This is a genomic window from Nostoc sp., assembly GCF_036917395.1.
In the GTDB taxonomy this organism is placed as follows: domain Bacteria; phylum Cyanobacteriota; class Cyanobacteriia; order Cyanobacteriales; family Nostocaceae; genus Nostoc.
Map to the genome: position 1 here is coordinate 223588 of NZ_JBALDI010000004.1, position 23186 is coordinate 246773.

The 23186-nt window shown below is 41.5% G+C and carries 12 protein-coding genes and 1 pseudogene; 7 read left to right on the forward strand and 6 right to left on the reverse strand.

Annotated features, from left to right (window positions below; genetic code table 11):
- Window positions 1-544 precede the first annotated feature (544 nt).
- Both sigC and V7K46_RS03340 read left to right on the forward strand, forming a co-directional pair.
- Window positions 545-1795, forward strand: a complete 1251-nt coding sequence (sigC, locus tag V7K46_RS03335) for an RNA polymerase sigma factor SigC (RefSeq protein ID WP_335111025.1) — start codon at window positions 545-547, stop codon at window positions 1793-1795.
- A gap of 671 nt (window positions 1796-2466) precedes the next feature.
- Window positions 2467-2922 (forward strand): Fur family transcriptional regulator, encoded by a 456-nt coding sequence (locus tag V7K46_RS03340; protein WP_104906331.1) that lies wholly within the window; start codon window positions 2467-2469, stop codon window positions 2920-2922.
- Window positions 2923-3054: 132 nt separating this feature from the next.
- On the opposite strand, the gene V7K46_RS03345 is transcribed toward V7K46_RS03340, so the two are convergent.
- Window positions 3055-4164 carry a peptidoglycan-binding domain-containing protein gene (locus V7K46_RS03345; RefSeq protein WP_335111027.1) on the reverse strand — a complete coding sequence of 370 codons (1110 nt, stop codon included), beginning with the start codon at window positions 4162-4164 and terminating at the stop codon, window positions 3055-3057.
- 9 nt (window positions 4165-4173) lie between these two features.
- Complete coding sequence (gene cobN / locus V7K46_RS03350; RefSeq protein WP_335111029.1) at window positions 4174-8364, reverse strand: cobaltochelatase subunit CobN; 4191 nt, start codon at window positions 8362-8364, stop codon at window positions 4174-4176.
- 230 nt (window positions 8365-8594) lie between these two features.
- Between cobN and V7K46_RS03355 the strand changes: the two are divergent.
- Window positions 8595-8768: pseudogene (locus tag V7K46_RS03355) on the forward strand (acetylmannosamine-6-phosphate 2-epimerase); the annotation flags it as partial.
- Between the two features lie 45 nt (window positions 8769-8813).
- Here V7K46_RS03355 and V7K46_RS03360 read toward each other — a convergent pair.
- Together V7K46_RS03360 and V7K46_RS03365 are read right to left on the reverse strand one after the other, a co-directional pair.
- A complete protein-coding gene (locus tag V7K46_RS03360; RefSeq protein WP_335111031.1) occupies window positions 8814-9647 on the reverse strand; it encodes an ATP-grasp domain-containing protein in 834 nt (277 codons plus the stop codon).
- 49 nt (window positions 9648-9696) lie between these two features.
- Window positions 9697-10578, reverse strand: a complete 882-nt coding sequence (locus V7K46_RS03365; protein ID WP_335111033.1) for a hypothetical protein — start codon at window positions 10576-10578, stop codon at window positions 9697-9699.
- 136 nt (window positions 10579-10714) lie between these two features.
- Here V7K46_RS03365 and V7K46_RS03370 point away from each other — a divergent pair, with 136 nt between their 5' ends.
- From V7K46_RS03370 to V7K46_RS03385, 4 genes are all read left to right on the forward strand, one after another.
- Window positions 10715-11632: a metallophosphoesterase family protein gene (locus V7K46_RS03370; protein ID WP_335111035.1), complete on the forward strand. Its 918-nt coding sequence runs from the start codon at window positions 10715-10717 to the stop codon at window positions 11630-11632.
- A 5-nt stretch (window positions 11633-11637) separates the two neighbouring features.
- The gene (locus V7K46_RS03375) at window positions 11638-12891 is read left to right on the forward strand and encodes an AAA family ATPase (RefSeq protein WP_335111037.1); all 1254 of its coding nucleotides are present in this window, start codon (window positions 11638-11640) and stop codon (window positions 12889-12891) included.
- Window positions 12888-13529 carry a retron system putative HNH endonuclease gene (locus tag V7K46_RS03380; RefSeq protein WP_335111039.1) on the forward strand — a complete coding sequence of 214 codons (642 nt, stop codon included), beginning with the start codon at window positions 12888-12890 and terminating at the stop codon, window positions 13527-13529. The genes V7K46_RS03375 and V7K46_RS03380 overlap by 4 nt, the downstream gene beginning before the upstream one ends.
- A 61-nt stretch (window positions 13530-13590) precedes the next feature.
- Window positions 13591-13884, forward strand: a complete 294-nt coding sequence (locus tag V7K46_RS03385) for an antibiotic biosynthesis monooxygenase family protein (RefSeq protein WP_335111041.1) — start codon at window positions 13591-13593, stop codon at window positions 13882-13884.
- Between the two features lie 48 nt (window positions 13885-13932).
- Here V7K46_RS03385 and pcrA read toward each other — a convergent pair whose 3' ends face one another.
- Window positions 13933-16257, reverse strand: a complete 2325-nt coding sequence (gene pcrA, locus V7K46_RS03390; protein ID WP_335111043.1) for a DNA helicase PcrA — start codon at window positions 16255-16257, stop codon at window positions 13933-13935.
- A 600-nt stretch (window positions 16258-16857) separates the two neighbouring features.
- A complete protein-coding gene (locus V7K46_RS03395; protein ID WP_335111045.1) occupies window positions 16858-22311 on the reverse strand; it encodes a trifunctional serine/threonine-protein kinase/ATP-binding protein/sensor histidine kinase in 5454 nt (1817 codons plus the stop codon).
- Window positions 22312-23186: the final 875 nt, after the last annotated feature.

The following is a 23186-nucleotide window of genomic DNA, read 5'->3' on the forward strand; positions in this document are numbered from 1 at the left end:
AATTTTCATTCTCCGCGTCTTTCAAAGTTCCGAGCGCCGGAATTTTCTCTGTGTCTCACTCTCTCTGTGTCAATATAATTTTTGCCGTTAATACTAATCACTTCGCTGATATCTATTAGTTATACTTATACCTTAATTATCCTGAGAAAAAATTGGTAAATCGTCAGGATATTACTTTTATAGCCATGTAAATGTGACTATGCCAATTATAAACATGATATTTACTGAAGTATTTTATACCCTATTATAAAATTTACTACCAGTAACCTTCAAGGTTGAAATGTTAACTAAGTAGTTTAAATATTGAAAACCTAGCTGCGGATTTGAATAGCTATTGGTTCAATCAAAAGTTTAGCAGCCGATTAAGTTCAGTAATACTGTATCCAATAAAACCATTCCAGTTAATTTCTAAAAAAATTGTAATGGAACCTTCAACCGTGTTAGTTCATCGTAAATCACGGGAACAATAGCAACAGTTGAATAGCTGACCGTAATCTAAGCTGACCGTACTCTATTGTTACCTGGAGCCATTGAGACAATCTTTATGCCAGCAACATCTTTTTATGCAGATGCCCCCTACAATACCAAAAAGTCCCCCCAGACTTTGGACTCGGATCTCACGGTTGATGAGAGTGAGTTATCGGTAGATGATTTACAGGAACTGGAGATAGCTTCTGTTGACCATGCTAACTTTGCTGCTAATACTAACCGTCGGAGTACAGACTTAGTACGTCTATATCTTCAGGAAATTGGTCGGGTTCGGTTGTTAGGGCGCGATGAAGAGGTTTCAGAAGCTCAAAAAGTCCAGCGCTACTTGCGGATGCGGATAGTGCTTGCTAACGCTGCCAAGCAAGGGGATGAAGTTATTACGCCCTATCAGAAGTTGGTTGAAGTTCAGGAGCGTCTGACCTCGGAACTAGGACATCGCCCGTCTTTAGAAAGATGGGCTGCCACTGCTGGCATAATTCTATCAGATCTCAGACCGACTTTGGCAGATGGCAAACGTCGCTGGGCGGAAATCGCCAAGTTGACAGTAGAAGAATTGGAGCAAATTCAGTCCCAAGGACTCCAAGCAAAAGAGCACATGATTAAGGCTAATCTTCGCCTAGTTGTGTCTGTTGCTAAGAAGTATCAAAATCGCGGTTTGGAATTATTGGATTTAGTCCAAGAAGGCACACTGGGTTTGGAGCGGGCTGTAGAAAAATTTGACCCAACTAAGGGTTACCGCTTCAGTACCTATGCCTACTGGTGGATTCGTCAGGGAATTACCCGAGCGATCGCAACTTCTAGTCGCACCATCCGCCTCCCTGTCCATATTACCGAAAAGTTAAACAAAATCAAAAAGGCCCAACGCAAAATTGCTCAAGAAAAAGGTCGCACCCCAACTCTAGAAGATTTAGCTACTGAGTTAGAGATGACACCGACCCAAGTCCGAGAAGTTTTGTTGCGGGTGCCTCGCTCCGTTTCTTTAGAAACCAAAGTAGGCAAGGATAAAGACACTGAGTTAGGCGAATTACTCGAAACTGACAGTGTAACCCCAGAAGAGATGTTAATGCGAGAATCTTTACAAAGAGACTTGCATCATCTTCTGTCAGATTTGACTAGCCGTGAGCGCGATGTAATTTTGATGCGGTTTGGTTTGGCAGATGGTCATCCTTATTCTTTAGCAGAAATTGGCCGCGCTCTTGACTTATCGCGGGAACGAGTCCGACAAATAGAATCCAAGGCTTTGCAAAAGCTACGTCAACCCAAGCGACGCAACCTCATCCGCGACTATTTGGAGTCTCTAACTTAGTCATTTGTGATTAGTCATTTGTCATTAAAAAACTGCACTTGACAAATGACTAGTACACTGTGGCGTCAGGTTGGCTACCTTTAACAAGGAATTTTGCCCCTTGTTAAGCCCCAAGTCTTGTTAATTGAGATGGTAGGTGGATTTATGCGCCCGCTGTACTAGGGATAAAGGACTGATTTGATCCCAGATTAAAAGCCTCTTAAATTAAAAACTTGGTTCTCTTGAACCGGCAACAATTTTTTCCATGTCACTGATTATCGGTGAAATCGAAAAAGTAAAACTAGCGTCCCACAAAGGTTTCAGCCTCAGCTTGAGCGTTGTCAAAAAATGAATAAAGTCGAGCTTAGAGACTTGTAGCAAATAATTTGCATTTAATTGTACAAGAGTTTCCCCAGACCTTTGCTCAGATATCTTGAAGGTGGGGATCAACTAAGCAATTCAAAACTCACTCATTCAAAATTCAAAGTCAAGTGATGCAATCGTTACAAGTATGCTAACTATTAACTGTATGCAAATTAAATGCACTACAGTTTATTACTTGAATTTTGATCAAGATTTAATGAATATTTCTTAAATATTTAGTAATAATTATCAATAGAGAATGATTGTTGCAAATCACTCCAAATATTTGTTATATTCTCAACTAACAGGCTTTGTTGAGAAATATTAGTATGACTGTCTACACGACTACTTCACTCAAGGCAGAATTGAACGACCGAGGTTGGCGTTTAACTCCCCAGCGCGAAACAATTTTACACATTTTTCAAGAACTTCCGCAAGGTGAACATCTGAGTGCCGAGGATCTTTATCATCGGCTAGAAACTGATGGTGAAGGGATCAGTCTGTCAACTATTTATCGGACTTTGAAGTTGATGGCAAGGATGGGAATTTTACGGGAACTAGAACTGGGCGAGGGACATAAGCATTATGAGATCAACCAGCCCTATCCCCATCACCACCATCACCTAATCTGTGTCCGGTGCAACTCAACTATTGAGTTTAAAAACGACTCAATTTTAAAAATTGGGGCGAAAACCGCTCAAAAAGAAGGTTTTCACCTGCTTGACTGTCAAATGACCATCCATGCAGTGTGTCCTAAGTGCCAACGGGCACTGATGCCGCTTTAGCTACTTGGGTGGATAACAAGACGAAACTACTCAAATTAACCAAATAAGTGGAATTTTGAGCAGTTCGTAATTTGCTATTACTGGAGGCAAGCAACCAGTTGAGGACTGATACTAACAACGCCAAAGCGGATGCTAAAAGCGTCCGCTCTTAACATCCTTGAGACTGATGCCATAGAACTCTTGGGCTTGTTTAATCGCTTTTTTGGTGTCATCTGCCATCACACCGTTCAGCTTGCCTTTATAAAAACCCCGCTCCCGTAGTCGCGTTTGGATTTCCAGGGTATCAAACTCGCTTTTGCTAGCAGTATTAACTGAGCTATATAACTTAGATCGGGTAGTTGGGCCAGCAACGCCACTTGCTGCCAAGTGATTAGCTGTCTGAAATCTCTTTACAGCATTTGCAGTGTAGGGGCCATAGTAGCCATTTGGCTCTCCCTCTAAATATCCTGCCTGGATCAATTGTTCTTGAACAATTCTAACTGGCTCACCGCGATCGCCTACACGGAGTTTATCTCGGTTGACTACCTTTTTGGGAGCCTCTTCTCCATCACCAATGCCAATTCCCGGCAATTTACGTAATGTTGCTGGGCCAACAATCCCATCAACGCTTAATTTGTAAGAATCTTGGAAGCGCTGGACAGCTTCTTCGGTAATTGGACCAAATATCCCTGTGGCGTTTCCGTAATAAAAGCCTGCGATTCTTAAGCGTTCTTGCAAAACCCTGACATCTTCACCTTCATCCCCCTTGGCAAGGTAGTTGGGATTGCGACGCTGGCTAGTTGCTGAACTAGCTGAACTAGTAGTGCTGGGCTTTTTGGCTAGTAAAGTCGTAGAACTAGATTTTTTGGCTTGCCAGTTTTCTAATTTTTGCAGGGTGCTTCCTCCAACAATGCCGTCCACTGGTAAACCAGCGGCCTTCTGGAAGCGCCGCACAGCTTCTTGTGTAGATACGTCATATACTTTGGTAACTGGAGCTTGATAAAAGCCTGCTCGTTTCAACTGTTGTTGTATATTTCTGACAGAAGGGCCTTGATCGCCTCTTTCCAGTGCCATGACGCTGCTGAGAGCGCCAAGAATGGACAAAGACAGAGCAAGGGGCAACATATACTTCCAAGCCCTACCAGAAAGCCGTTTCCAGTCTGGTGCAGCTGCTTTGTTAAACAAAGAGCTGAGGAAGACTAATTCACTGGGTGTGCTGTCTTCGTAGGCGAAAGCTAAGTGCAAATACGCAAGATTCTCCATATTGATTTCCTACACCATTGATTTTTCTTCGATAACTGCTTCAGCTTGATGTACTAGGTTCCTCAAAGCTTCTAATGTTCCTATATTTACATTTTCCCACAAATTGCGCTTGTGTGCTTCTAATAATCTTTCAGCAATATCACGTAGTGCATAAGGGTTCTTTTGCTGAATAAATTCTGAGACAACTGGATCGAGCAAGTAAGCTTCTACTATGCCTTGATACATATAATCTTCAACACATTTAGCTGTTGCATCGTAGGCAAACAGATAATCCACCGTCGCTGCCATTTCAAACGCACCTTTGTAACCGTGGCGCATGACTCCCGCAATCCACTTAGGATTAACAACGCGAGAACGATACACTCGTGCGATTTCTTCTTTCAGTTGGCGGACTCGTGGTTGGGCAGGTATGGAATTATCACCAAAATAGGTTTGAGGATTTTTTCCCTGTAGAGAACGCACCGCCGCTGTTAAGCCACCCTGAAATTGGTAATAATCATCAGAATCGAGTAGGTCGTGTTCACGGTTGTCTTGATTGTGCAGCACAACTTGCATTTGCGCCAAACGTTGCTTGAAGGCTTCGGGATTGGGTATTGGGGATTCGGGATTGGAGATTTTATCCTCTCCTGCTCCCCCTGCTCCCCTGCTCCCCTGCTCCTCTGCTCCGTTTCCCGAAGAGTAGGCGTAAGAACTCCAGTTGATGTAGGCGCGGGCTAAATCTTGGTCATCTGTCCAGTTTTGCGATTCGATTAAACCTTGAAGTCCGGCGCCGTAAGCACCTGGACGAGAACCAAAGATGCGATAGCGCGATCGCACCACTGCTGCTTCTAAAGTTAATCCTTGTTTTGTCCACAAATCAGTTTCTTGGCGAACTGCATCCGCTAGGGGATTTTGTTCTGGCGGTTCATCCAAGTCTGCTACTGCTGACACTGCTTGATCGAATAAGTCAATTAAGTTGGGAAAAGCATCCCGGAAGAATCCCGAAATTCGCAAGGTGACATCTACCCGGGGACGCCCCAAAATTGCCAGGGGCAAAATTTCAAAATCTACTACTCGCCGTGCTGCACCATCCCACACAGGTTGGACTCCAAGTAAAGCCAAGGCTTCGGCAATGTCATCACCGCCAGTTCTCATGGTGGCTGTGCCCCACATTGATAAACCTAGTGTTTTGGGATATTCTCCATGCTCTTGAGTGTAATATTCTACGAGGGTTTCAGCGGCTTTTCTACCGATATCCCAAGCTGTCTCTGTGGGAATGGCGCGAATATCGACAGAATAAAAGTTTCTCCCTGTTGGTAGAACTTCTGGGCGGCCGCGCGTGGGTGCGCCAGATGGGGCACTGGGGACATATCCGCCATCGAGTCCGTGTAATAAATGGGTAATTTCTTGGTGGGTTTGTTGTAAAGCTGGAAGTAGGCGATCGCGTATCCAGGTAGAGACGCGATTCATCGCGTCTGTGCTGGGGGGAGAGACGCGATGAATCGCGTCTGTGCTGGGGGGAGAGACGCGATGAATCGCGTCTGTACAAGAGTCCTGATTTATTAGTTTTTCTACTAAATGGGCGGCGTGTTCTTCTAGGACTTCGACGATATCACCGAGGGTACGGCATTCTGTGCCATTGACTATTGAGTATTCACCACTAGTCATTGACAAATCTGCTGTGAGGGGATCGAAATCTAGACCCCAATTTTGGGCTATGGCACGGGTAATACCTGAAGAATAGCGATTGGGTATGCGAGCGATCGCTACTATTAAATCTCGTAGCTGGCGTCCTTCGGGACATTGCCCAAAAATGTGCAACCCATCGCGGATTTGAGCTTCTTTCAATTCACAAAGATAGCCACCAATAGAATTAAAAACTAGAGATTCAGAATTAAAAATTTCTGTTTCATTTTGGATTCCTAAATCTAGATGGAGATTTTCTTTGATCACCAGTTCGCGGATGCGATCGCGAATCACTGGCAAACGCGAAGGATCTAAACTGTCCGCTTCATAATATTCATCAATTAAATTTTCTAATTGTTGCAAAGAACCGTAGAGTTCTGCACGAGTCATCGGCGGCGTTAAGTGATCTATAATCACCGCTTGAGCGCGACGTTTGGCTTGGGAACCTTCACCAGGGTCATTCACAATAAACGGGTACAGGTGGGGAAGTGCGCCGAAAGCTACTTCTGGATAACAATTACTCGATAAAGCCACACTTTTACCGGGTAGCCATTCTAGATTTCCGTGTTTGCCCACATGAACCACAGCATCAGCACCAAAACATTCTCTAACCCAATAATAGAAAGCTAAATAAGCATGGGTTGGTTCTAAATCCGGCGCATGATAATTCAAGCTGGGGTCATTATCATAACCCCTTGGTGGCTGAATTCCCACGAAAACGTTGCCGAGTTGAATTCCAGGAACGGGGAAAGAGGCAGAGGGGCAGGGGGGCACAGGGGCAGAGGGGAAGAATTCTTGATTGCTCCCCTGCTCTCCCACACCCCAACGATCACTAATACCCTGCTGGACTGCTGGCGGCAAAGAAGCGAAATATTCTTGATATTCTTCCCAAGAGACACTTTGGTGTACCGGACGCCATTCTCGACCTTCCGGATCATTTGTTATGCCATCTGTCAACCGTTGAATCAACTCATCTCCTTGAGCAGGTGGATTTTCTACTTCATACCCAGCCAGATGTAAAGCTTGCAGGATTTCTACACAACTAGCTGGGGTGTCCAGTCCCACACCATTAGCGAGACGTCCATTCCGGTTGGGGTAGTTTGCCAGAATTAGGGCAATTCGCCGTTCTTGAGGGGGTTTGTCACGCAGACGCGCCCAATTTGCTGCTAGTTTAGCAACGAACTCGACGCGATCGCTCACTGGTTCATAAATTACCACATCTGTCTCTAGATGGGGATTACGAGTTTGCACTTCTTTAAAAGACACAGCACGAGTAATAATCCGCCCATCTACTTCTGGTAGCGCTACATTCATCCCAATATCGCGGGGAGAAAGCCCTTGAAACTGTGACTCCCACTGCTCAATTGAGCCGCCACTAAGGATTACCTGCAACACAGGTACATTTAATTTTTCCCATAGTTCAATTTGGGGTGTTTCGGTTTCCAACCTTGCTAGAGAAAAACTGGTGGTATTTAGCAGTACAGCTATTGATTCGGCTTCTTTGGGTTGGAAAAATTCACTCAACTCAGCCTGAACATCTGGTTCACGCAACGAGGAAACAAACACTGGCACTGGTTGTAAATTTTTCTGTACCAAGGCTTCGCATAAAGCATCGATTACCTTAGTATTTCCCGCTAAATAATGGGCACGGTAGAAAAGAATGCCAATTTTGGGCATGGAGCATGGGGCATGGGGCATTGAGTATTGGAACCCTTGAGCTTCTAAGGTGGATTCATCCAGTTCAAAGGTGGATGAACGGAGTTCTGAGGTGGATTCATCCGGTTCAAAGGTGGATGAACGGAGTTCTGAGGTGGATTCATCCGGTTCAAAGGTGGATGAACGGAGTTCCAAGGTGGATTCATCCAGTTCAAAGGTGGATGAACGGAGTTCCGAGGTGGATGAACGGAGTTCTAACTCTCCCCTGCTCCCCTGCCCCTCTGCTCCCCTGCCGCTCTGCTCCCCCACTCCCCACTCCCCACTCCCCACTCCCCATTCATACAATCCCACACGCGGAATTGGCCGGGGTAGCGGGGGATTGTATGCAGTTAATAGGCAAGTGTCAGAGATAAATTGGAGAGCATTAACGAAATTTTCTACGCCGCCTTCGCTAAAATACTGCCATACCTGGTTAACAACACCCAAAGGCACGGTAGACAGGGAGATTAAATCGGGATCAAAAGCGTCATCCCCTGGCATTACAATCAGGGATCTACCATTACGTTGTACAATTTCCTGCACTACTTCTAAGCCATAACCCCAGTAGGAACGTCCTCCTAACAGGCGCAAAATAATTACTTGGGCAAGTTCTAAAACTTGCTCTCCATAAGTATCTACACTTAATTGTTGCTGCAATTGCAACAGGTTGGCGACTCTTAATGCCGGAAAGCTTGCAGGTAATTTTGTCACCGCAGCTGCCAAAGTTTGAATGTCGGTATCAGCAGCTGTAATCAACACCAAAGGCGCTGGAGTTTGTTCTAGAAAAATTAAACCCTCTGACTGATTCCATCCACCCGATGTGCTACTTGTCCGATGCATAATGCTGTATTACCGTTTTAAACTGTTGGTTATTACATAATCAAAACAAACTTTTTCCCTTGCACTCAGCCCCCTCTTACCATTAATGATTGAAAATGCTTATAGCGGTTCCCATTCAGATGAGGTAAAACATTATATTGCCAGGTGTAGGGGCACAATAGGACTGCGCGATGCTCTCCTCGCCGCCGAAGCCGCTAGCATAAGCTGCTGTAAATAATGGTGTTGTTGGTGTGCGTATTCATCCGCCAAATCACATCAGCACCCTGCAAGAAAGGGTGCAAGTACCAATTATTAGGTTATAGAAGCAATTAATAGCTGGATGCGATGTGTATATTACACCACAGTTTAACCATGCTGGTGCGATCGCAAAAGTAGGAGCAAATATTATTGTCATAGATGCAACTAATTTATGCAGAGTCATGAATTGGATAACCGAAGTACCGATTTTTTTATTTTGAGGCTAGGCTAATTAGCATTTTCTCAAAAATTTTCAATACAGGCTCCTCGCCATTGTCTCTAGTGAAAATACTATAATTTGGGTGAGAATTGATTTCAATCAACCAATATTGGTTATTTCGATCTAATACAATATCTAAACCAGCATAATCAAGGTCTAATTCTTCAAAAATTGGTCTGGCGAAATTAGCAATCTCTGACAATATTTGTGGATCATTGATATACTTGGCTTTCGCACCATCCCAATGCAGAGGACTGAGATTACCCACAAATTTTGCATTACTTATATCTTTTTCATAAAGCAAAACTAACTCTTTTTTTAAGAAAACTGCTCTATATTCAGATTGAATGTCAATAAACTCTTGAGCAAGAGCGACGTAATCATACTTATTAGAATTGATATTAAAAATCTCTTTTAAAGCAGTTGTAATTTCATGTTGATTCTGACATAAAAAAACATTATGTCCCCTAGCACCAGAATTCCTTTTAACAATCACAGGTGTTTTAAAATTTTCCTTAATCTCTAATACAATATCTTGAATAGTTGAGAATTTTAAGTAAATCTTATACTTGGTGTCACAAAAAGGAGAAAGAAAACCTACTGTCCGAGGAAGTTTAACTTTTTTATTTAAAATATGGTAAGTGTATTCTTTGTCTTTTATCAGATATGCTAATGCTTGATTAATTAACGGAGTGCTATAGTTACAAAAATAATGCTGTTTACTATTCAATTTTATTTTGACTAAGTTTTCAGCAGGATAAATAATTTCATAAGTGATGTTTAAATTTTTACAAGCTTGGATTAATAGAGAAACATTGTCTAACATAAATACTTGAGTTAAACATCCTAATAAAGTGTTTAGATTACGAATTATTTTAACTTGTTGTTTGCCGTTTAAAAATCACTATCTCAGTACCAACAACTGGGTTACGCGCTATCAGCCTATCTTGGGAGTCGATAATTTCTAAATGGGTAAAATCAAGTTCTTGAGAGCGTTGTAATATCTTTGCAGCTAGTTTATCCTGCTGAGATTCTTTGAGAGTGTACCAATCGTTACTAATTTTGACAGTCAGATTGCTGGTGCGAAAGTTGGCTTGAATTGACTTTATCAGACCAGAGGCAATGCGATCGCTAGTTTCAGCTACCTGATTTTCAATAGCCGCAATCAAGGCTTGTTCTGGTGTCAATTCTATGGTTTGTGTGCGAGTTGGTGTGGGAATTGGTTCTGGTTCCGCTTCTGGCGTTGGTAGTGGCGGAGTTTGTACTTCTGGCGGCGGCGTAATTTCCTCTGGTGGCTGTGGCGGCTGTGGTTCTGGTGCGACTGACTCCGGGGGAGTAGTTATCGTTGGTGTTGGTGCAGGAACCTCCTCAACCGGTGGAACTGTTGCTATTTCAGTAGGTTTACCAGTAAAGACAGTCGCCGTTGTCCAAACGAGAATTACAGCAATTGCAGTAACAATTCCCGTCAAAGCTGTATCTGATAACTTTGTTGACAAATTTGATGGTAAAAACAAGCGGATTGTCCTTAACAGTCCACCCCATCGCAACTGAAGCTGCTGGAAAAAACTGGGTGTTTCCTCAGTACCAGGTGGGGGTGCAGTCTCCAGTTTTTCAACCGTTACTTCTAAAACCCCAATCGTCCCTTGGAGAAGTTGGATAATTTTAGCCTTCCAAAATGGCTGAACTATCTGATAAGGTTTTTGGGGAGGTTGAGTTACCTGCTCATCCGTCGGTTTTGACTGATTGTCTTGTGACATGGAACTTTCACCAAAAGCAGCGAATCAAAGACAAACAACGTACATTATTACTGGTGCTGCCTTCTTTTGCCTTAATGTATCACTTCATTGCTCATTGTTTCTGCTGAACTGACTATTTATTAAATTTGGTGAATATATGAACCTGAAACGCCGTCAATTTTTATTTTTAAGTAGCCTCAGCGCCATTGGTGCAGGATTTTTAGGCTGGATGTTAGCTAATCAAAATAATCAAAGTGCTGGTATTACCGATTCAACAACAGCCATAGCCGCTAACCCACCCAAAAAAGACTTGTTATTACGTTTTGTGTCTGTTGCGGATACGGGGACTGGGGCTAAAGGACAGTATGCTGTGGCTGGGGCAATGAATGCGTATCACAAGAAAAATCCTTATGATTTAGTAGTTTTAGCTGGAGACAACATTTACAATAACGGCGAAATTGAGAAAATTGGCGAAGTTTTTGAGCGTCCCTACAAAGTTTTACTCAAGCAAGATGTGAAATTTCAGGCTTGTTTAGGTAATCACGATATTCGTACTGCTAATGGAGATCCACAAGTCAAGTATGCCGACTTTAATATGAAGGGACGTTACTATACATTTAAACGGAATCAAGTACAATTTTTCGCTTTAGATACTAATATTAATGCTGATTGGAAAAACCAGTTAAATTGGTTAGAAAAAGAATTAAGTCTTAGTAATGCTCCTTGGAAAGTGGTGTTTGGACATCATCCGATTTATTCATCGGGTCAGTATGGGAATAATCCAGGTTTTATTAAAACTTTCACTCCTCTATTTCAAAAATACGGTGTTCAACTTTACATCAATGGCCACGAACATAGTTATGAACGCACTCGTGCTATTGATGGTACAACTTATTTAATTTGTGGTGCAGGTGCAGGTAATCGTCCTGTAGGACGTTCCGAGTGGACAGAGTATTCCACCAGTGATTTAAGTTTTGCCTCTTATGAGGTGTATAAAGATAGAATAGAAGTAAGTGCGATCGCTACTGATAATCGCGTTTTTGATAAAGGCATTATTCAGTTGAAATCAACGTAATTATTATGAAAGTCAAGCGCTTGACAATGCAATCCTTCCGTGGAATCGGTGATTTGACGCTTGATTTCGATGTAACTGAACCTATTGTGCTTATTGGTATCAACGGTGTAGGTAAGTCTAGCATCCTTGATGCTCTTTCCCTCTTACTTTCCCGTTTTATGGAGTGGATTGGAGGTGTTTCTCCAAAAGATGAAGTACGAGCATTTAGTGAACTAGATATTTCTAATAAAGACATATTAACAATACTAAATATTACGATTTTATTAGGTGGAGGAGAAGACTATTGGGAAATATCTCGAAGTCGTAATGGAGTATCTCAAGATTCAATGCATGAAATGATCAGGTCTGCTGCTAATGCAATTTGGCGTCATTGGCAAAATGAGCCTCAATACAACCTACCTCTAGCAGTGTACTATCCCGTCAATCGTGCAGTTCTTGATATTAGACTAGAGATTCCAAATAAAACTCAGTTTAAGCAAATAGATGCTTATGAAAAAGCGCTTACAGGCAGCCGAAATGACTTTGCGATTTTTTTCCAATGGTTTAGAAACCGAGAAGATTTAGAGAGTGAGTTACTACGAGACAATCGTGCTTACCAAGATTCACAGTTAGAAGCAGTTAGACAAGCTATATCTTCATTGATACCTAGTTTTTCAAAGTTACGAGTTCGTCGTTCTCCTTTAAGAATGACTGTAATAAAACAAGGTGAGGAACTTATAGTCAATCAGCTATCTGATGGGGAGAAATGCTTGCTGGCAATGGTGGGGGATTTAGCAAGACGATTAGCGATCGCCAACCCAGGTTTAACAGAACCGCTCGAAGGTGAAGGTGTTGTTTTAATTGATGAAATTGAACTACATTTACACCCCAAATGGCAACGGGAAATTATTCCAGCTTTGACAAGAACATTCCCCAATTGCCAATTTATTGTCACCACCCATTCGCCTCAAGTAATTAGCCAAGTCAAGCCGGAAGGAATTTACATTCTAGAAAAAATAGACGAAGGTGTTGTTGCTAAAAGACCAGAAAGTTCCTTTGGGAGAGATAGCAATCGAATACTAGAAGACTTAATGGGTGTTCCAGCACGTCCACAAGAAATTAAAGATCGTTTACATGAGTTATTTAGACTTATTGATGAAGGTAATCTTGATAGTGCTAGGCAATTATCTCAAGAAATTGCTAACATTATTGGACAAGATGAACCGGAATTAGTAAAAGCAAGTGTATCTATTCGACGCAAAGAGATTTTGAAGCGGTGAAATATATCAAAAAAAGTGAGGAGCCAGAAAGTTTTACCGTTTGGAAAAACTTAGTAAATGAGGATTGGCAACCAAGTTGGGAAAACTTCAGCAAACCACAAAAAACCGATGTACATGATTCTTTGTTGCAAGAGCAAGGTTTTATATGTTGCTATTGCGGAAGGCGTATTACCAAGGATATTAGCCATATCGAACATCTAAAGCCTAGAAAAACTCATCACAACTTAGCACTAGAATATACAAATCTGTTAGCTTCATGCCAAAGAGAAAGAGAACGTAAAGAACCTCTGCACTGTGGAAGCAAGAAAGATGAATGGCATGACGAAAACCTCATGGTTTCGCCTCTATATATAAACTGTGCTGAGTTCTTTAGATATACAGAAGATGGACAAATTCTCTCAACAGAAGTTCTAGATAAAAAATCTGCGGCTGACACAACAATTGATAAGCTCGACCTGAATATTGATAAGCTAAAAAAAATGCGTAGTGATGCCATAGAAGGTATCTTGGAAGGTTTTGAGGAACTTACAAAGGATGACCAACAAAGATTAATCCAGGCTTTCTGTCAACCAGATCACAATGGGAAAAATGAAGAGTTTTGTGCTGCTATTGCGTATATCCTTAAGAATTATTTTTGAGTTAGTGAAGTAAGCGCCGCCGTCTTACCATAGTTTCAGTCTAATTTTTAGGATAAATTGTATGATTCTTGAGGCAGTTACGCTTCATGTTAAACCTGGTCTAGAATCTGATTTTGAAGCTACTTTCAAAAAAGCTTCTAAAATTATTTCCTCTATGGACGGATATTTATCCCATGAATTGCATAGATGCATAGAAGTTAAAGGTAAATACTTATTACTTGTCAGATGGGAAACTTTAGAATCTCATACTGTTGGATTTAGAAATTCTGCTGATTTTCAAGAGTGGAAAAAACTTCTGCACCATTTTTATGAGCCATTTCCTACTGTTGAACACTTTGAAGAAATTCAAATATAAAAAACAAGAACCCCGCTTTATTTGATAAGTCGGAGTTCTGCGATTGTATCATTCTACTCGTTGCAACTGTGCTACTCTTGGGTCAACAATTTTTTGTCCCAAGCTGGAAAATTTAATTGCTACAGACATCTTATTACCCGTTCCGAAAACATGAGTGATTTCACCAAGCCCAAAAGTTTTATGTGATACTCTATCGCCCACTTGCCAATTCTGGGTTGCGTCTTGTTTCCCATTAGGAGTAGAAGCACTTTTGGTATAACTTTGACGACTCAGGTGTTTGGTAGATAATAATTCTTCTGGTAATTCGTCGAGAAATTGCGATCGCATCGCGGGTTCACGAGAACCATATAAACGACGTTCACGCGCGTGTGATAAAAATAACCGCTCTTGGGCGCGAGTAATCCCCACATAACACAAGCGGCGTTCCTCTTCCAAAGATGCGGGATCGCCCAGCGATCGGTAGCCAGGAAATAGCCCTTGTTCTAATCCCACCAAAAATACTACGGGAAATTCTAGCCCTTTGGAAGCGTGCAAAGTCATCAAAGAAACGGCTGTCTGTGCTTCTTTTAAGTTATCCAAATCGGAACTGAGGGCGGCACTACTCAGAAAGTCTTGAAGGGAAACCTCTTCGTTTTCTTCTTGAAATTGCAGTGCAGCGTTGTAAAGTTCTTGGACGTTTTGTACCCGGTCTGTGGCTTCATCTGTGCCTTGACTCATCAAGTCTTGGACGTAACCAGAGTCTTCTAGTATTCCTTGCAAAACCTCAGTTACCGGAAGCGTGCCGATTTGTCCTTGCCAACGGCTAATCATTGCGGCAAAGTTATTTACAGCTTTTGTCGCCCGTCCAGCTAATGTATTAACTGATGTTTCATCACTGAGTATTTCCCATAAAGTTGTCCCTAATTGTTGGGAGGCATTCACCAAAGCATCAATAGTGGTTTTGCCAACTCCCCGCCGGGGAGTATTAATGACTCGTAATAAACTGACTGTATCAGATGGGTTAGCGATCGCTCTTAAATAAGCAATGACATCTTTAATTTCTTTGCGATCGTAAAATCTCATTCCCCCCACAACTGTATAAGGAATTTGATATTTCACCAACAATTCTTCAAAGGGGCGAGATTGGGCGTTTGTCCGATAAAGTATGGCAAAACTACCCCAGCTTAATTCTGGATTTTGCTGTTCTAAAGTCCGAATTTGATTGATTACAAATGCGGCTTCTGCAAGTTCTTCATCGGCTTTGTAACAAGTAATCTGCTCACCCGGCCCCCGTGTCGGTTTGAGGATTTTATCAATCCGTTGGGTGTTATTTTCAATCAGTTCGTTAGCCGCTTGCAGAATGTTTTCACAAGAACGATAGTTTTCCTCCAGCTTAACCATCGTCCGGGTGTCATCATCTACCAAACCATCCCCAAAGTCTTCCTGAAATCCCAGCAAGATAGTGAAATCTGCCATCCGAAAGCTGTAAATTGATTGATCTGCATCGCCGACAACGAAAACTGAGCGATTTTGCCATTCCCATTCGCTCTTTCTGGTTTCGCCATTAGTAACTAATAAGTGGATGAGTTGATACTGAGTGCGGTTGGTATCTTGATATTCATCTACGAGTATATGGCGAAACTTCCGATGCCAGTAACCCAATACTTGCTCATTTTGCTGAAATAATCTGGTAGGTACGAGAATTAGATCATCAAAGTCGAGAGCGTTGTTTTCTGCTAACTTATCTTGATATAAATTGTAAACTTGGGCAATCACTCGTCCGCGATAATTGGGTTGTTCTTGCTCAAATTCTTGGGGTGATAAACCTTGGTTTTTAGCATTACTAATAGCGTAGCGGACAGAGCGGGCGTCAAACTTCTTATCGTCTAAATTTAACTGTTTGTTGACGATTTCTTTAATCAGAGTCATCACATCTGATTCATCAAAGATAGAGAAATTGCGATTCCAACGGCGTCCTTTCTCGTCTACATATTTTTCAATATCAAAGCGGAGAATGCGAGAAAATAGACTGTGGAAAGTGCCACACCATAAGTCTTTGATCGTGTTTTTGTAAACTTGCGATCGCAATTGTGTTTGTTGATATTCCGTCAATAAATCAAAACGCTGACCGTGTTCCTTCATTGCCAGTTGTTCCGCAAACAGCCGTTGAATCCGGTCTTTCATCTCCCGTGCGGCTTTGTTGGTAAAAGTAACCGCCAGGATATTTTCTGGATCAACGCGGTGTTTCAGAATCAGATTCGCAATGCGATAAGTCAGCGCTCGTGTTTTACCGGAACCTGCGCCAGCAACAACTAGCAACGGCCCGCAGTAATGTTCGACAGCTTGACGTTGGCTAGGGTTAAGGTGACTGAGAACGTCGATGGTTGTTGTCATGGATGTGAAAAAGCGATACCTGGCGTCACATCAATAGAGAGTCGCTATTGCCCAGGTTACAATATCCTAACTAAACTTGCTCAACAAAGATTGTGTGGCAATATTCTTAACCAGAATGGTACTCTATCATGATTTATGTAAAAGCAAGAAAAAGCTATGCTGTCAGTCAAAGGCACATTCCAAAACGGTGTGGTTCATCCTAACGAACCAATTGAAGGGCATGAGGGGCAGTCAGTTATAATCTGTGTTTGTCGAAGAAAACCACACACCTCAGCCAGTAGCCCTTTCAAGGTGGGTAAAAATGTTAGTCAAAAAACCTCTTTTTAACTTCTTACCTCTGTGTTCTCTGCGTCTCTGTGGTTAGATAAATTACTTTTAAACCACAGAGGCATAGAGGAGGGCAGTTGCGTGGGCGGGTTTCCCGACTTGAGCAAACTGCCCGTAGCGCAGAGAGAAAAAACGAGATTTTTCGAGTCACCTTGAAAGGGCTAGTCCTAGCTCTGCAATATTTCTTTACAACGTGTCCTGTTTTGGGCGTATCCCGGCTGAACCCCTAATTACTAATTCGTAATTTGTAATTGCAATCAGTGGCGGTAAAGATTAGACACTTCTTGCTTTTAGTCTTGCTTGAAGGGGGATAGAGATAATAAATTCAGCCCCTTGTCCTAAAACCGATACACATTCTAACTGTCCTTGATGCTTATTAGTTACAATCTGGTAACTAATAGATAGCCCTAAACCAGTTCCTTTACCGACAGGTTTTGTAGTAAAAAAGGGGGTGAAGAGTTGCTGACGGATATTTTCAGAGATCCCAGAACCGTTGTCAGCAATACGAATGACACCAAGATCACCCTCAACAGTAGTACGAATTGTAATAATACCTGGGCGACGTATTCTCTCTGCATCAGTCCGATGTTTGTTAAATTCTTCCAAAGAGTCAATGGAATTAGCGATCAGGTTCATAAATACCTGATTCAGTTGCCCAGGGTAGCACTCTACGGGTGGCAGGTTGCCGTACTCCTGTATTACCTGAATTCCCGGAGAGTCTGGTTGGGGTTTAAGCCGACTTTGCAAAATCATTAAGGTGCTATCAATGCCCTCATGGATATCAACGGCTTTGACTTCAGATTCGTCTAGGCGGGAAAAGTTTCGTAAAGATAATACAATTTGACGAATACGATCAGTTCCCACTTTCATTGAAGCCAACAGCTTAGGTAAGTCTTCCATCAAAAAATCTAAGTCAACAGCATCTATTTCATTCTGAACTTTAGGTGGTAAATTCTGGTTTTGCTGCTGATAAAGTTGTACTACACTCATCAAGTCTTTGATATAATTATTGACGTAAGTAAGGTTGCCGTAGATAAAGCTGACTGGGTTATTGATTTCGTGAGCAACGCCTGCTACCAACTGCCCCAGGCTAGACATTTTTTCGCTTTGCACCATCTGGGACTGGGTGAACTTCAATTCATCAAGCGTCTGCTCTAGCTCCTTTGCTTTCTGACGCGCTTGTGTTTCCGAAATCTCTAACTCTTGGGAGTATATGTGCAAATTTGTGTAGAGCCGAGCATTTTCTATTGAGATAGAAACTTGCGAAGTCAATAAGTTGAGTACCTCTAGTCGCTCTGCGGTAAAGGCTCCGGTTGTAAGGTTATTTTCCAAGTAAAGAACTCCGGTTAGCTTACCCTGATGAGCGAAAGGCGAACACAAAACTGATTTGGGTTGATTGACAACAATATAGTTGTCACTGGCAAAACGCTCTGTGTGGCTAGCATCGTCTAAAACCAAATTTTCTTTTGTTCTTTCAACATAGTTAATCAGCAAAACTGGTAGTTTATGCTTTACTTGAACCAGGCTGGATGATTGCACTGTAACTTGGTCTCGATCAACGCTTCCCTCAGCTTCAATCAGCCATTGGTTCTCCCGTTTAATAAGTAGATAACCCATTTGAGCACCAGCATTCTCGATCGCGATCGTCATCATCTTCTCCAGCAGCCGATTTAGCTCCATCTCACTCGACAGTGCTTGTGATGCTTTAATTGCTGTGCTTAAATCTAGAATTTGGGTTTTAGCTTCAGAAGTATCTCTGATTGAGTTTGTAGCAGTGCCCCGAAGAGTTGCTTCTGCTGCTGTATCTGTAAAAAATTGAGAATATTGTTCGTCTAGTTGTTGGACTTTACCCATCGCTTCCCACTTCAAATAGCGATAGCGGGCTTCTGTAAGATAAACTTTGGCAAGGTTTTTTCTGTCCTTGGCCAAGTAAAATCGAAATGCGAGTTCGTTTGCTAAGGCTTCATTTTGTAAATAACCGTTTTCGGCAGCAGAGACGATCGCCTTGTCATACAACTCCATTGCCTGATAATCTTGTTGACAAATTCTGGCAATTTCAGCTTGAATCAGCAGGAACTTGTGTTGATAATTGGTTGGGCAGTGCATTGCCCATTGCTGGAATTTTTCCAGGTTGACATTTAGTTTATGCAGATAAATGGCTTGAGTTGTTGTATCTACCTCAGCATAAGCTTTAGCCAAAGCAATACTGTGGTGAAAGTAGAAAACAGGATTAATAAAAATTCCTCGTGCTCCCCCAACAAATTTTTCTGCATTTTCTGCATACTCAACAGCTTTGGTATACTCTCCATACCAGTTACAGAGAGCAAGTTTATAGATGTAAACTACAAATGCACTCAACATATCCGAAGATGCCAACGCAAACTCTAGCACTTGTTGTTCATCTGCCCAAGTTCCAACAAGCTCGTCAATCTTGCCTGCTGGCTTAGTTAGGTTAGCGATCGCTTCCATAGCCAGCAGATGATAGTTCAACATATTTTTGTCAATCTTGCGGAGGGTAGGAATAAAATCTTCGGCTACTTCTGCGGTTTTTTCTAAAGATTCATTCCCAAATAAAGATTGCCATAACAAATTAACTGAACAATAACCAGACCATTGGTAAGAACCTGTTTCTAAACCGCTATTAAATCCTTTTAACAAATAAGGTTTTCCCTGGCTAATATGGTCTTTATAATGACAGATTAAACCTCCCCACATATTCAAAATGTTTGCTTCTAATTCCTTCGTTCTCATAATTTCATGGAGTTGGAGAGAAAGCTGCCCAAACTCATAACCTGAATCTACCTCACCATATTGAAATACTAAATTGAAGGAATATAGCATATAGCCAAATACCGAAATCGGTGAGTTGCCATACTGAACCGAAAGTTGAGTCAGATTCATTGATGTAACGTGCAACGCTTTAGATCCTAAAAAGTAAGCAATAGGCCAAACTTCTTTTAAAATGCGTTGAGCCATTAACTTCTCTTCGTCTTGCATTTGTGGTAGTTCTGCTAGACTAAAAGTTGAGCGATCGCCGATAACTTCCTTTGTTTGATTAAGTTTTTCCAACAGATATGCATCATCAGGATAAGCTGTAAACTCAAAACCTAAAAGCTTCAAGGTGTTTAACCCAATTTCATAAGCGGAGTTTAAGTCATTCTCCATGCGATAACACATAATCCGATATTCATTTACACGGCACATATCAAGAGTATTTATAACCTGGCTGAAAGTCTGCTCAAAAATCAGTAAAGCTTGCTCGTATCTTCCATTTAAAAATTCTGCTTCTCCAGATTGTAAATATAATTTTAATGTCAGTAAATATTTATCTTGCCAACTATTTTTATGTAAATACTTTATCCCTATCTTCAATAATTTTAGGGCAGTTACAAACGCCGAAGATGATTTCGCTCGTTGACCTAATTTCAGATTTAATTCCGCCATTTCGTATCTTTCTGCTGGTTCAATAATCAATGATTCTCCAGCATTTAGATGGTTGACAATCTCGAATAGATGCTCCTCTAACTGACTTTTTTCAGTATTATGTAATAGTAATTTTCCAACCTTCAGGTGTACTTGTTGTTGCTGACCGATTGGAATTAAAGAATAGGCAGCTTGCTGAACGCGATCGTGCAAGAACTTATAGTCAATTTGTACCGCATTATCACAGTATCTTGCCAATTCCGACTGATTCAACAACTGAGGAATTTTATAAGTATCGCTCAAGGGAAGAATTAATCCCTCCTGTAAAGCTGACCATAAATCAGCTGCTGTTGCTGATGCAGATTTTTCGTTTACTACTGCTATAACTTCTAAATTAAAACGATTACCAACACAAGCAGCTAATTGTAAAACTTGCTGGGTTGGTTCTGACAGTCTCTGAATTTTATTCACCATTAAATCGACCACATTATCGGTAATGGCTTGTGATTCAATTTTGTTAAGATCCCACTGCCATAAACCTAAATGGTAATTAAATGTTAAAAGATTGTCTTGATGCAATACTTTTAATAACTGAGTCAAGAAAAAGGGATTACCTTGGCTTTTTTGAAGTAGCAAATCAGCTAAAGGTTCTGCCTGAGATGATTCGCAATTGAATGTGTCAGTAAGCAGTTGAGTAATATGAGGTGCTGCTAATGGCTTCAAGAGCAGTTCTTCAACCGTTGCCCCAGATACTCGAATGGCCTCTAGCATTAGTATCAACGGATGGGTAGGACTAACTTCGTTATCTCGGTAAGCCCCAATCATCAATAAATACTGGGTTTCTAAGTCAGTCATCAAATTCTCGACCAGCTTCAAAGAGGCAGCATCTGCCCATTGCAGGTCATCTAAAAACAGTACTAAGGGATGATCCGCAGCAGTAAAGGCATGGATAAATTGCTTAAATACCCGATTAAAACGGTTTTGAGACTCAGTAACACCCAACTGCGGTACAGGCGCTTGCTGCCCGATAATCAGTTCTACTTCTGGGATAACATCAATAATGACCTGGCCGTTAACTCCCAATGCTTGTAGCAATTTATTTTTCCAAACCTCAACTCTGACTTGGCTTTCAGTTAACAGTTGTCGCATCAATTCTCGAAATGCCTGAATCAAAGAAGCATAAGGAATATCTCGCTTGAGTTGGTCAAATTTGCCACCGATGAAGTAACCTCGTTGCCGCACAATAGGTTTATGAACTTCGTTAACTAGTGAGGATTTGCCGATACCTGAGTATCCTCCTACTAACACAACTTCACTCGAACCAAGGCTAACTTTATCGAAGGCAGCCATAAGAGCCGCCACTTCTACTTCCCGACCATAAAGTTTTTGAGCTATTTGAAGTTGATGCGAAAAATCCTGCTCACCTAAGCTAAAAAGGTCAATCCTTCCTTTTGTTTCCAGTTGAAGCATTGCTTTCTCTAGGTCAGCCTTTAACCCGTAAGCGCTTTGGTAGCGATCTTCAGCATTTTTGCTCAGGAGTTTCATGGCGATCGCACAGATTCCCAGTGGTATATTAGGATTGATCTCCTTAGGAGCCATTGGAATTTTCGCAATGTGACAATGCACCAACTCCATTGGATCTTGAACATTCTGGAACGGGAGCCGACCCGTTAGCATTTCGTAAAAACTCACGCCTAATGAGTAAAAATCTGTACGATAATCTAAGGTTCGGTTGATGCGTCCAGTTTGCTCTGGCGACATATAAGCCAGCGTTCCTTCTAGGAGGTTGAGGCTAGTGATTTCTGGGCTTTCTTTTGACAGCAGCGAAGCAATGCTAAAGTCAATCAGTTTTATTTTTTCGCTATTGGGGTTATAAAGAATGTTTTCAGGCTTAACATCCTTATGAATAATGTGGTGACTATGTAACTCTCCTAATGTTTCAGTAATTTGAACGGCAATGTTGAGAAATTTTCTGAGTTCAAACCCTGTAGTAGATATCTGATCTTTTAAGGATTTTCCGCCAAAATCTTCTAAAACCATTGCTAGACCATTACTATACCCATTGTCGTAATTGATTAATTTATGGGTTTTGATTACACCTACAATATTCAGGTTTTGGATAATTTCGTATTCGTGCTTGATCTGAGCAATCTCTTTGACAGTAGGATACTCTGCTTTGAGCAGTTTGATCACAACTGAGTCTCCGTTAACTTTGCAGTATGCTCGATAAATTACTGTGGCAGTAGCTTCATAAATTAAACTGGTAATACTGTACTCTGGGATACGAACAATTAATTTAGACACTATTACTTGCCTGAATGTTGTTTTACAATGGATTTTTGCGGTTCCTATAATAATTCCCAAAATTCAAGTCAAGTTAACTCTTCAAATCCTAGTTAAGCCCAGATCAGCGGCTTCCAAAATTGTTGCGTGAAAATTAGAGAGCAGACATCAGGCTCCTATAAAAATACTCTACTGATTTATTTCTCTCAGTAGAGTATTTAGAGGTTGTTTGAAAAGTGTTTTGCTATAACTTTAGGCACTTTTATATTTCCTATACCTCCCTTTTTAAGGGAGGAACCGGAATCAAAGTTTCGCTTTTTAAGGGGGATTTAGAGATAATTAGAACTTTTGATATCGACAAGAGGACTTTTCAAACATCCTCTTAAAGGGGTTCAGCCGGGATACGCGCAAAACAGGACACGTTGTAAAGAAATATTGCAGAGCGTGTTTTATTGATTTACCAACTTGCCCATAAATGATGTTGGGGCAATCAAAATTTGGCACGAAAAAATCCATCGGTGAGAGGTTAAGATAAAGTGCCTTTTGTCAATCATAGGACTTACGCACTGTACAAATTAACCATAATGTGCATCATGAAATTTTATAGTTTCAGGCGCTTCGCATAACTTTAATTTATTGGCCTAGAAAGCGATCGCTGGCTACTAATTATGGCTTTATACCCAAATTGCGTGTAGTACTTATGTACAATGCGTAAGTCTTGAAAGTCTGCAAATCATCCCTTTCGACCAAAAATTGCTAGATGAAGGTTAGATGTTATACAGCCAGCGTCCTGATAAAGATTGGGGGCTAACTGACTGTATTAGCTTTGCAGTGATGACATAGGAAGGGATTACTCAAGCCTTTACAACTGACCGTTATTTTAAGCAAGCGGGGTT